We start from the raw sequence: 11,727 nt of genomic DNA, 5'->3' as shown, positions 1-11,727 counted from the left end.
GGCCTAGCCGCTGTCAGCTCTGCCACACTACCATAACCGTATGTAACTGCAATGACTTTAATACCATTTTCCCGGGCCCCAATCACATCATGCTCCCGATCCCCCACCATCAACACCTGGTCCCGTTCAACTGCAAACAGTCCCAGCGCGTCACGAATCACTTCACCCTTATTGACCCGGCTGCCATCCAGATGACTGCCTACAATCGCAGCAAAATACTGGTCTAGCTGAAAATGAGCCAGTATTTTTTCTGCAAAAAGGGTAGGCTTGGAAGTGGCTACTGCCAGGCGACGGCCACTCCTGGTTAACCCGGCCAGTAATTCCGGCACACCGGCATAAACCCGGTTTTCATACATACCCCGTTCCCGGAAATATTCCCTGTAAAACGTCACCGCCTGGTCTGCTTCCGCTTCACTTAAGCCGTAGAATTTCTGAAAAGATTGTCGCAAAGGCGGCCCTACAAAGGCTACCAGCCGCTCCGGCTCTTTTTCTTCTATCCCCAGTTTGGTTAAAGCATATTGAACTGAGTTAATTATCCCTGGGTGGGATTCCGTCAAAGTCCCATCCAGGTCGAACAAAATTAACTTCACCTCGATCTCCTCCCTGATAATAGCAAAAGAGCCAGGCCTTAGCCTGGCTTGTAATCTATGCTGGTGGGCGATACAGGACTCGAACCTGTGACCTCTTGCATGTGAGGCAAGCGCTCTAACCAACTGAGCTAATCGCCCTCTCCTGACTGGATAGTGGTGGGCCCAGCTGGACTCGAACCAGCGACCGACCGGTTATGAGCCGGTTGCTCTACCAACTGAGCTATAGGCCCAGCAATGGCTCCCCGAGCAGGACTCGAACCTGCAACCTACCGGTTAACAGCCGGGCGCTCTACCATTGAGCTATCGGGGAATGCCGCGACATTAGATATTATAAGGCAAATGCCGTTTCTGGTCAAGGCCTTTTTTGCCGAGATTTTATTCCAAAAAGTCTTTCAACTTTTTACTGCGGCTGGGATGGCGCAGTTTGCGCAAAGCCTTGGCCTCAATCTGGCGAATCCGTTCCCTGGTCACCCCGAATTCCTGACCCACTTCCTCTAAAGTCCTGGCCCGACCGTCTTCCAGGCCAAAACGCAAGCGCAGGACCTTTTCTTCCCGGGGGGTAAGAGTGCTCAGCACTTCCTCCAGCTGCTCCTTCAGCAGATGATAACTGGCTGCTTCCGCCGGTGCCGGAGCATCTTCATCTTCGATGAAATCTCCCAGATGGCTGTCTTCTTCTTCCCCGATAGGGGTTTCCAGGGACACCGGTTCCTGGGCGATTTTCATAATTTCCCGCACTTTTTCTACCGGTACATCCATAGCCTCGGCAATCTCTTCAGGTGAAGGCTCTCGCCCCAGTTCCTGCAAGAGCTGGCGGGAAACGCGAATCAGCTTGTTGATAGTTTCCACCATATGCACCGGAATCCGGATGGTACGAGCCTGATCTGCAATGGCCCGGGTGATAGCCTGACGAATCCACCAGGTGGCATAGGTACTGAATTTGTAGCCTTTGCGGTAGTCAAATTTTTCTACCGCCTTGATCAAACCCAGATTCCCCTCCTGGATCAGATCCAGGAACAGCATGCCTCGCCCCACATAGCGTTTGGCAATACTGACCACCAGGCGCAAGTTGGCTTCCGCCAGCCGGCGTTTAGCCTCTTCATCTCCCTGTTCCATGCGTTTAGCCAGCTCAATTTCCTCTTCCGGGGTCAACAAGGGCACCCGCCCGATTTCCTTCAAGTACATGCGAACCGGATCATCAATCCCGATACCTTCCGGTATATCCAGGTTCAGTTCATCTTCCAGGTTTTCGGTGAGAGGAAATTCATCATCTACAGGGGGCAAATCATCAGCCGGCAGCATGTCCACTTCCCCGGTTTCCGGCACCACTTCAATGCCCATCCCTGCCAGTGTTTCATAGACTTCATCGATCTGTTCCGGGGTTAATTCCACACCCTGGAGGGTGTCCATGATTTCGCCATAGGTCAAGAGGCCCCGTTTTTTGCCTTTGTCGATCAGTTTCTTGAGTTCTTCCTTGAGGGCGTTCATGTCTTTGCTATTTTGTTGTTCTTCGTTTTTTGCCATCAAGCTCCCCCCCTTTCCAGGGTGCTAGAATTATTCTGCAACCGGGTCAAACGGCTGGCCAGCTCCTTTACAGTCTGAAAATCCCGCCGTTCTTCCGCAGCCTTAATCTGTTTCAAAATCTCTTCCCGCTCTCTTTGTAGCCTTCCCTTCACCAGGGTTTGTATGCAATCCTGCAAGGTGGCTTCAGCCTGTTCCAGGGGCACTGGCAGAGTCAACAGTCGAGCAGTTACCGGGCCCAGTTCCACATCACTTTGCGGCAGGGCTCCTGTCTCCTGCCAGACCTGCATTGCCCTGGTCAGCTGTTCATCCCGCCAGGGTTTCTCCCCCAGACTGGCTTGCACTCGCGGCCACCAGTGGGGATATTCCACCACCAGGCGGGCCAGCCACCATTCCGCTTTGGTTAACCCATCCAGAATCGGATGGTTTGGCGAATTCTGGCTTACATTATCAATAGTATGCCTATTTTTTACAATTTTATCCCTCTGGCGCAAGAAAAGTCGCAATTCGCTTTCAATGGTCTCCCAGGACAGGTTGAGTTCCTGGCCCAGGCGTCGGATATATTCTTCCCGGCGCAAATGGTCACGAGTTGCGGCCAGACTGGGTATAATCAGCTGCAAGGTCTGCCTTTTGCCCGTAAGTGTGCTAAGGTCATAGCTCTCAGCACAGAGTTTGAGCTTAAAGTCCAGCAAATCCAGAGTTGTAGCCAGTAATTCCCTGAATTCTTCCACTGTATGTTTTTGCAAATATTCATCCGGGTCTTTCCCATCCGGCAAAACCAGTACCCGCACTTCCAGCCCCAGGCCCAGCAACAGGTCCAGGGAACGCAGAGCTGCCTTCTGTCCGGCCGGGTCAGCATCAAAGGCGATCACCACCCGGTCGGTATAGCGGCGCAACAGCTTGCCATGGGCTTCTGTCAAAGCTGTCCCCAGGGGAGCAACCACATTGGTAATACCTCGCTGATGGAGAGAAAGCACATCCAGATAACCTTCCACCACAATAGCCAGATTCTGGTCCCGGATTGCTTGCTGGGCTTGAAAGAGCCCATAGAGATTACTGCTCTTATCAAAAACAGGAGTTTCCGGAGTATTGAGGTATTTCGGCTGCCCCTCACCCAGGATGCGGCCACCAAAGGCAATAATTCTACCCCGGGTGTCGAAAATGGGAAATATAAGGCGGTGGCGAAAAAGGTCCAGATACTGGCCGGTATAACTGCCAGTGCGGCTCAACCCCCATTTCACCAGCACCCTGGGATCATAACCTCTTTTGCGGAAGGCTCTGGTCAGGTGGTCCCACTCCGGGCCGGCATAGCCCAGGGCAAATTTCTGTACAGTTTCCTGGTTTAAACCGCGCCGGACAATGTACTGTCTGGCCTCCTGACCTTCCGGCCTTTCCAGGCGCCAGCTAAAATATCTTGCTGCCAGCTGGTTGAGCTCATACCCTTCTGTCTTCTGACCCAGTTCCCTGGTCTCTCCCTCCATCACGGGCAGAGGCAATCCCGCCCGTTCTGCCAGCCGTTCCACCGCTTCCGGGAAAGTCAGGCGCTGGCTATCCATCAAAAAACGGATTACATCTCCTCCAGCCTGACAGCCAAAACAATAAAACATCTGCTTTTCCGGTGAAACGAAGAAAGAAGGAGTCTTTTCCTGATGAAAAGGGCAAAGTCCCACATATTCCCGCCCCTGGCGTTTCAGCAGGACATGTTCACTGATGACCTCTACTATATCATTGGCTGAGCGCACTTGCTCTATGAATTGGGGTGAAAGGAATCCTCCCACCAGCCTCACCTGCTTTAAAATTAGGATAAAAATAGAGTTCGCCATTAATAACAGATTTCCTGCTGCTTGTCAAGAGGCAATTTTAAGAGGTCAGACAATTTACTGTATATTCGCCTTAACAAGACAAATTCCTGCTTTATTCGAAAAAATTTATTGAAAAAGGGGAAACCCCCTGGGAACAAACAAGTCGGTATATTTTTTGATGGCATAACGATCGGTCATACCGGCCACATAATCTACCACAGCCCGGGCCCGGTTCTCCTCCTCACTGCGACCCTGACTTTCCCCTTCCTGCCGGGCGATGGTCAAAAATTCAGCCGGAACCTGTTCCGGATGCTCGACATAATAACTGTAAAGCTCCTGCACTATGTTTTTGGCCTTCTCCTCTTCGGCTTTAGCCTGAGAACCCACATAAACCCGTTCAAAAAGAAAAGACCGCAAAGCCATGGTCGCTTCCCAGATTTCCGGACTCATCCTGATGCGCGGCTGCTGCCGGCTGGCTTCAATCATGTCCCTGACCATGATGTTTATCCGCTCGGAGTGTTTTCGACCCAGCACTGTCAGCAAATCCCGGGGCAAATCATCCAGTTCCAGAACCCCGCCCCGGATGGCATCATCAATATCATGGTTGATATAGGCAATTCTGTCTGCAATTTTAACAATTTGCCCCTCGAGGGTAGCAGGATCCTGGTCACCGGTATGGTGGAGAATACCATCCCGCACTTCCCAGGTCAAATTCAGACCCGCTCCTCCGCCTTCTATTTTGTCCACGATCCGCAAACTTTGTTCATTATGGGCAAACCCGGGCAGGTAGACTTCCTGCAAAGCCTCTTCCCCGGCATGACCAAAAGCAGTATGGCCCAGGTCATGGCCCAGGGCAATAGCTTCCGTCAGATCTTCGTTCAAGCGCAGGGCCCGGGCAATAGTGCGGGCGATTTGCGCTACTTCCAGGGTATGGGTCAACCGGGTACGGTAATGATCTCCTTCAGGAGCAATAAACACCTGGGTTTTATGTTTTAAACGGCGAAAAGCCTTGGAATGCAAGATCCTGTCCCGGTCCCGCTGAAAGGCGGTGCGGACATCACACTCTTTTTCCTCCCGCTGCCGGCCACGGCTAAGACTGCTGCGAGCAGCAAACGGGGAAAGGTGTTCTTCCTCCCATAGTTCTGTTTCTCTTCTGATCATATTCTCACCTCAAAAAGTTAGCGACGACGAATAGCTGCCGTGGCCAGAGCAACCTGGGCCACCCGTTTCCCCAGCATTTCCGCCCGGCGGACCGCATCCTGATCCTGCTCAGCGGGTTTTTGCGCCCCTACCCCCTGGTGACCGCAATCGAGTTCGGCAAAACCGTCACCGACAATGACCATCCCATGAACTAGCATCATATCATGCATGGCAGCTACTGCCGTCTCCTGGCCCCCAAACCGGGATGCTCCACAGGCTATAGCCGCTCCTACCACATTCAGTAAATGTTTGTCCCGCCGCAGATATCGGGTTTTATCCCAGAATGCTTTCAATTGTCCACTGACAGTGCCAAAATAGACAGGACTGGCCATGATAATCCCATCGGCCTTTTTCAGCAGTTCATAGGTTTCGCCCAGTTTATTGTTATGGGCACAGACCCCGGCACAGGGATTGGTACAGACCGTACAAAAGGGTACCTTTACATCTGCCAGAATTTCTGCGGCCTGGATAATCTCCGTCTGCGCTCCTAAGGTTGCTGCCCCCTTTAAGGCCTGTTCCAGCAAAAAACCGCTATTGCCATCCTGGCGGGGACTGCCATTGATACCTATTATCAGCATCTATTTCTTCACCTCTTACTCTTAATTTCCTAATAATATATTCGCTCAGCCCTTTTTTTCTTCCTGCCCCGACAAAGAAAATTCACAAAGGTTTCGATAAATTGGCCCCTGAGCGGTTAAGGTACTGGCAATCAGGGCAAATCCGGTTACCGGCCAGGGTGCCAGTAGGATATTTTGCTGCGGCGGCCAGTAAACCCTGGCTCCTTCTTTTACCCGGGCCAGGGTAATATGGGGTCGCCAGCCCCTGGCTTCCGGTGCCATTCCCCAGCGGCTCAAGGCTTCATCCACCTCTGTCTTTAACTGAAATAGCCGCTGACTATCCCTCTCCGTCCTGCCTCTTACCCCCCACCAGAGCACCCGGGGAGCCGACCGATCGGGGAAAGCCCCTGGCCCGGAAGACTGCAGAGTAAAAGGCGATAGTGAAATCGAAGCCAGATGTTTTTGCAGGCTGGGAAGGCTTTTTTCATCTACTTCTCCCAGAAAGCGCAGGGTCAGATGCAAGTTCTCCTTTTCTACCCATTTGACCCCGGGACAGGGCACCTCCAGGCCTGCTAAGCGCTCCCGCCACTGCCCAGGCAACCATAAACCAAGAAACAGACGCACGTCAATTCCTCCTTCGCATAGGAAAAAGGCTGTTAAAAACCAGCGGTAGCGGTCTTTAACAGCCCTCATCCCCATCAGACCCAGTCCTTATTCCGGAAGTACCAGAGCATGATCACGGTTAACCCCAGCATCCCCAGCAATATAATATACAGGGTATAGGGGCTGTGGGCCCCCGGCAAGGGTACATTCATCCCGAACAAACCGGTGATAAAAGTCAACGGCATCATAATGGTAGAGATAATGGTGAGATAGCGCATTACCTCGTTGGTGCGGTTGGAAACAATGGAATAATAGGTGTCCATAGCGCCATTGACCAGATCCCGGTAGGTATCGGTAGTGTCAATAATGCGTTCAATATTGTCCACCAGGTCCATATAATAAGGTTTATTCTCTTCCTGAATTTGAAAGGAATAACGCCCATTGACATTGGCAAAAATCCGCCGCTGAGGCATGATTACTTTTCGCAATAACAGGATGGTCCGCTTTAAGGCCAGGAACTCATCGGTTACTTCCTGAATGGGATTGACATATAGCTCATCTTCCAGTTCGTCAATCCGGACGCCAATCCGCTCCAGAATGGGGAAATATTCATCGATAATACCGTCCACCAGGTTATATAGCAAATAATCTGGCCCCCGCTGCATCAAGCGGCTGGTGTACCAGCACTGTTTCACTACCCGGGCCACACTGGACAGGGCATCCTTGTGAATGGTTACCAGGTAATTACTGCCCAGGAAAACATCCAGTTCCACAGTGGTAATCTCTTCATCGCTTTCCTCATCATAACGCAGGGAGTGGAAAACGAAGAAATAGTAATCATCATAGCGGTCAACCTTGGCCCGAGGACTTTCCTGCAAAACATCCTCTAAAGCCATTGGGTGAAACTGGAAGGCATTGGCCAGTAATTCCAGGTCCTTGGCGGTACAATCATAAATATCAATCCAGAGTAAATTGCGGGGGTCCTTGAGGTACTCATCCTTGCGGGATAGGTCGGCATCAAAGTAGATTTTGTTGGTGGCATGATCATAGAAATAAATGCAGAGCATGGCTACCCCCCTTTTCAGGCAGGGCCAACCACCTTTCCGGAGCGGGAAAAGGCAGTTGCCCACCGTTTATTCATTTGTTGCCAGTAACCCTCTCGACTGGGGCCTCCGTCCATTTTCCCCTCACCTCCGGTCTCTGCGGATTTCCTAACATTTAAACTATACTCCTGTATTATATGATTGTCAACAAAAAAGAGCTCTGCCACAAGGCAGAGCTCTAGATTTTTTTGTTTATTATTTATCCCGCGTTACATCCCCTAGAGCTGCCTGGGCCGCAGCCAACCTGGCGATAGGAACCCGGTAAGGTGAACAGGAGACATAATCCAGACCGGCTTCCTGGCAGAAGAAGATGGATTTGGGCTCACCGCCGTGCTCACCGCAGATACCCACCTTCAGTGCAGGGTTAGCCTGCCGTCCCAGCTGGGTAGCCATTTTCATCAATTTGCCAACTCCCCTGGTGTCCAGAACTATGAAGGGATTTTCAGCAAAGATCTTTTGATCCAGGTAGTCCTGCATGAACTTGCCTTCAGCATCATCACGGCTAAAGCCCAGGGTAGTCTGGGTCAGGTCATTGGTACCGAAGGAGAAGTAATCGGCATGGGGAGCGATTTCATCAGCGGTGACACAGGCCCGCGGCAGCTCGATCATGGTACCGACACTGATCGGCACCTCTACGCCATACTCAGCCATCACCTCTTTGGCAACCTGAACGCTCAGCTCCCGCAGTTTGCGCAATTCTTCCGCTTCAATTACCAGCGGAATCATCACTTCCGGTCGAGCGTCAACCCCCTCTTTGATCAGCTGGGCGGTTGCCTGATAGATAGCCCGTACTTGCATAGCATAGATTTCCGGCCAGGTGATGGCCAGGCGGCAACCGCGATGACCCAGCATGGGGTTAAACTCATGCAAGGCCCGGACTTTCTTGAGCAACTGTTCTTTAGCCTTAATCACCGCCGGGTCTCCACCGGTCAATTTCAGCGTAGTTATTTCCACTACCAGTTCTTCCTGATTGGGGAGGAACTCATGCAAAGGCGGATCCAGCAGACGGATATAGACTGGATAGCCAGCCATAGCTTTCAGGATGCCATAGAAGTCTTCCCTCTGCATAGGCAGCAGTTTGGCCAGGGCAGCTTCCCGCTCTTCTTTGTTCTCGGCCAGAATCATTTCCTGCACGATTGGCAACCGATCCTGGGCCATAAACATATGCTCAGTGCGGCAAAGGCCAATCCCTTCTGCCCCAAACTGGCGGGCCTTGGCAGCATCTTCCGGAGTATCCGCATTGGCTCGCACTTTCATGGTCCGGATTTCATCAGCCCAGCTCAGCAGCAGCTCAAATTCCGCGGAAATTTCCGGATCGATCATGGGTACCTGACCAGCGATAACCTGACCGGTAGCACCATCAATGGAAATGATATCTCCCTTGCGGAATACCCGTTCTCCAACCTGGAATTGCTCATTTTCATAATCGATCTTAATGGCCTCACAGCCACAAACACAGGGTTTGCCCATGCCGCGGGCCACCACAGCCGCATGACTGGTCATACCACCGCGGGAAGTCAAAATCCCTTGCGCCTGGATTATACCATGGATGTCATCAGGAGTGGTTTCCATTCTGACCAGGATAACCTTTTCCCCATTCAGTCCCAGCTTCTCAGCTTCATCAGCATCAAATACCACCTGGCCGGATGCAGCGCCCGGAGATGCCGGCAAGCCTTTGGCCACAACATCCAGTTTGGCATTGGGGTCAATACGGCGATGCAGCAACTGGTTCAGGGATGCGGGTTCAATCCGCTGGATAGCAGTTTTCCTGTCAATCAGCCCTTCATTGACCATATCAACAGCAATTTTCAGAGCTGCTGCTGCAGTCCGCTTACCAGTCCGGGTTTGCAGAATATAGAGTTTGCCCCGTTCAATGGTGAACTCGATATCCTGCATATCTTTATAATGGTTTTCCAGGATTTTGCATACTGCCACAAATTGCTGATAAACTTCCGGCATTTCTGCCTGCAAGGTAGAAATGGGTTGAGGTGTTCTGATTCCGGCTACCACATCCTCACCCTGGGCATTAATCAGATACTCACCATAGAGAGCAGGTTCCCCGGTGCTGGGGTTACGGGTAAAAGCAACCCCGGTACCGCAGTCATTGCCCATATTACCAAAGACCATGGTCTGAACATTCACTGCTGTACCCAGATGGTCAGGAATGCCATTGATCTTGCGGTAAACAATGGCCCGCTGGTTATTCCAGGAGCGGAATACTGCCTTAACAGCCAGCAGCAACTGTTCCATGGGATCCTGGGGGAAATCCACCCCGGCTTCCCGCCGGGTAATGGCCTTGTACTCCTTTACCACTTCCCGCAAGGTAGCAGCATCCAGTTCGTGGTCATAGTGGACGCCCAGCCGCTCTTTGTGTTTTTCCAGAACGGTTTCAAACTGGTAATGAGGTACTTCCAGCACCACATCACTGAACATTTGAATGAACCGGCGATAGCAGTCCAGGGCAAACCGTTCGTTACTGGTGGCCCGGGCCAGCCCTTCCACCGTCCGGTCATTCAGACCCAGGTTAAGGATAGTATCCATCATCCCGGGCATGGAAAACTTGGCACCGGAGCGCACGGATACCAGCAAGGGGTTGTTTTCATCCCCAAACTTCTTACCGATTTGCTTTTCCACCTGGGCCAGAGCTTCCTTGATCTGGTCAACCAGGCCGGCGGGGAACTGCTGGCCATTGGCATAGTACTCATTACAGGCCTCAGTGGTAATGGTCAAACCAGGAGGTACCGGTAGACCAATATTGGTCATTTCCGCCAGGTTGGCTCCTTTCCCTCCCAACAAGTCTCGCATGTCCGCTTTTCCTTCCTGGAAAAGGTATACCCACTTCTTAGACATACTTGTTTCTCTCCCCCTTGTAGAAAATTTCCAAAACGCGGCTGGCTGTTTCCTCCACCGCCTTATTGGTCACATCAATAATCGGACAGCCGATTTTTTTCATAATACTCTCAGCATAGTCCAGTTCCAGTAAAATCCGCTCCATGGAAGCATATTCGGCACTGGATGTCAGGCCCAGGGTTTTAAGGCGCTCCTGCCGGATGATATTGAGCTGTTCCGGCTTGATGGTCAAACCGATCACCTTGCGCGGTGGCAATTTGAACAGCTCTTCCGGGGGAGGTACTTCCGGCACCAGTGGCACATTGGCCGCCTTGATGCGCTTATGAGCCAGATACATACAGAGAGGAGTTTTGGAAGTACGACTAACCCCGATTATAACAATATCGGCGTGAGTAATACCCCTGGGATCCTTGCCATCATCATACTTGACAGCGAATTCGATAGCCTCCACCTTGCGGAAGTATTCTTCGTCTATGCGGTGAACCAGACCGGGTTTGAGCTTGGGCTCTGTTGCCATCACCAGACTGAGGGCATCCATCATCGGCCCCATAATATCCACCTGGGGCAGATCTCTGGCTTCCTCCTGTAAAATCCGGCGTAATTCCGGCAATACCAGGGTATAGGCCAAAGCCGCTCCATCAGCCCGGGCCTGATCGATGACCTCCCGCAAATATTCAGCATCATGCACATAGGGAACCCGCTTGATGATCAGACTTTCCCCTTCTGAGTTAAACTGGCTCAGGGCTGCCTTCACTACAAACTCAGCGGTTTCCCCGATGGAGTCTGAAAGTACATAAACTACCGGCTTAGAGTTTTCCCGGGATATGGAAATCCCCTCCTCCTTGCACCAGCTCTACAAATAGCCTGGTGATATTGGTTTTGGTTAGTCTACCTACTACTTGCCAGCTTTCAGTCCCATCTTCTTCATTCATGGGTTTGACTACTGGCAATGCATCCACCTCGTGAGCGATCAGCTTCTGGGCAGCCTTGAAAACACTTTCCTCCGGTGTAGTGGTAATGATATTGGGCATCCTGGTCATAACAATCCCAATCGGCAGTTTATGCAAATCACTGCCACCGATAGCTACCTTGAGCAAATCCTTGCGGGAAACAACTCCTTCCAGCCGTCCCTCACTGGTAACCACAAACAGGGTGCCCACGTCTTCCGTAAACATGGTGACTACCGCATCATAAGCCGTGGCGGTATCCACCACTACCTTGGGCAGGGAATGAACATCCCCTACCTTGATGGACATCAGCTTTTCAGTAAAAGGATTTGGCACTGAACGTCCGGAATAGAAATAGCCTACCCGGGGTCTGGCTTCCAAAAGACCCGCCATAGTCAATATGGCCAGATCAGGCCTTAAGGTGGCCCTGGTCAAATTCAGCCGTTCGGCTATCTGCTCCCCTGTAATTGGCCCTTCTTCCTTAACAATCCGGATGATCTCAGCCTGGCGTTTGGTCAGTTCTATAGTCCTCACCGCCTTCGCTAATAAGGAAATGT

General features: G+C 51.7%; 10 protein-coding genes and 3 tRNA genes. All 13 read right to left on the bottom strand.

The genetic code is table 11. The annotated features are described in order from the left end of the window. The coding region (locus tag JDF658_RS03020) for an HAD family hydrolase (protein WP_200805630.1) at positions 1 to 590 on the bottom strand (590 nt) is incomplete at its 3' end. A gap of 61 nt (positions 591 to 651) precedes the next feature. Further along, positions 652 to 728, bottom strand: a tRNA-Val gene (locus tag JDF658_RS03015). A 16-nt stretch (positions 729 to 744) separates the two neighbouring features. Continuing rightward, positions 745 to 820 (bottom strand) — tRNA-Ile (locus JDF658_RS03010). A 5-nt stretch (positions 821 to 825) separates the two neighbouring features. Further along, positions 826 to 900: transfer RNA gene (locus JDF658_RS03005), tRNA-Asn, on the bottom strand. Between the two features lie 65 nt (positions 901 to 965). After that, positions 966 to 2,075: an RNA polymerase sigma factor RpoD gene (gene rpoD / locus JDF658_RS03000; RefSeq protein ID WP_375804187.1), complete on the bottom strand. Its 1,110-nt coding sequence runs from the start codon at positions 2,073 to 2,075 to the stop codon at positions 966 to 968. Positions 2,076 to 2,110: 35 nt separating this feature from the next. Next, positions 2,111 to 3,886, bottom strand: coding sequence for a DNA primase (gene dnaG / locus JDF658_RS02995; RefSeq protein WP_159071835.1), 1,776 nt, complete (start codon positions 3,884 to 3,886; stop codon positions 2,111 to 2,113). A gap of 150 nt (positions 3,887 to 4,036) precedes the next feature. Further along, complete coding sequence (locus JDF658_RS02990; RefSeq protein WP_078665137.1) at positions 4,037 to 5,071, bottom strand: deoxyguanosinetriphosphate triphosphohydrolase; 1,035 nt, start codon at positions 5,069 to 5,071, stop codon at positions 4,037 to 4,039. A gap of 17 nt (positions 5,072 to 5,088) precedes the next feature. Beyond that, a complete protein-coding gene (locus JDF658_RS02985; protein WP_079906433.1) occupies positions 5,089 to 5,688 on the bottom strand; it encodes a flavodoxin family protein in 600 nt (199 codons plus the stop codon). A gap of 45 nt (positions 5,689 to 5,733) precedes the next feature. Next, a complete protein-coding gene (thpR, locus tag JDF658_RS02980; protein ID WP_159446541.1) occupies positions 5,734 to 6,291 on the bottom strand; it encodes an RNA 2',3'-cyclic phosphodiesterase in 558 nt (185 codons plus the stop codon). Between the two features lie 74 nt (positions 6,292 to 6,365). Beyond that, entirely contained in the window at positions 6,366 to 7,337 is a 972-nt protein-coding gene (corA, locus tag JDF658_RS02975; RefSeq protein ID WP_078665140.1) for a magnesium/cobalt transporter CorA, read from the bottom strand. Between the two features lie 231 nt (positions 7,338 to 7,568). Next, positions 7,569 to 10,223, bottom strand: coding sequence for a pyruvate, phosphate dikinase (gene ppdK / locus JDF658_RS02970; protein WP_079906431.1), 2,655 nt, complete (start codon positions 10,221 to 10,223; stop codon positions 7,569 to 7,571). Further along, the gene (locus tag JDF658_RS02965) at positions 10,216 to 11,055 is read right to left on the bottom strand and encodes a pyruvate, water dikinase regulatory protein (RefSeq protein ID WP_078665142.1); all 840 of its coding nucleotides are present in this window, start codon (positions 11,053 to 11,055) and stop codon (positions 10,216 to 10,218) included. The genes ppdK and JDF658_RS02965 overlap by 8 nt, the downstream gene beginning before the upstream one ends. Beyond that, positions 11,030 to 11,695: a helix-turn-helix transcriptional regulator gene (locus JDF658_RS02960; RefSeq protein ID WP_078665165.1), complete on the bottom strand. Its 666-nt coding sequence runs from the start codon at positions 11,693 to 11,695 to the stop codon at positions 11,030 to 11,032. Before JDF658_RS02960 ends, JDF658_RS02965 begins: the two co-directional genes overlap by 26 nt. Positions 11,696 to 11,727 lie beyond the last annotated feature (32 nt).

Origin of the sequence: Carboxydocella sp. JDF658 (assembly GCF_002049395.1) — a bacterium.
Lineage (GTDB): Bacteria > Bacillota.
The sequence above is the reverse complement of the archived record's forward strand: the minus strand, read 5'-3'. Positions and strand labels throughout refer to the sequence as shown.

Coding starts and splice junctions, on each gene's coding strand:
- rpoD (WP_375804187.1), bottom strand. CDS start 2,075: ATGAACGCCCTCAAGGAAGAACTCAAGAAACTGATCGACAAAGGCAAA.
- ppdK (WP_079906431.1), bottom strand. CDS start 10,223: ATGTCTAAGAAGTGGGTATACCTTTTCCAGGAAGGAAAAGCGGACATG.
- JDF658_RS02990 (WP_078665137.1), bottom strand. CDS start 5,071: ATGATCAGAAGAGAAACAGAACTATGGGAGGAAGAACACCTTTCCCCG.
- corA (WP_078665140.1), bottom strand. CDS start 7,337: ATGCTCTGCATTTATTTCTATGATCATGCCACCAACAAAATCTACTTT.
- JDF658_RS02985 (WP_079906433.1), bottom strand. CDS start 5,688: ATGCTGATAATAGGTATCAATGGCAGTCCCCGCCAGGATGGCAATAGC.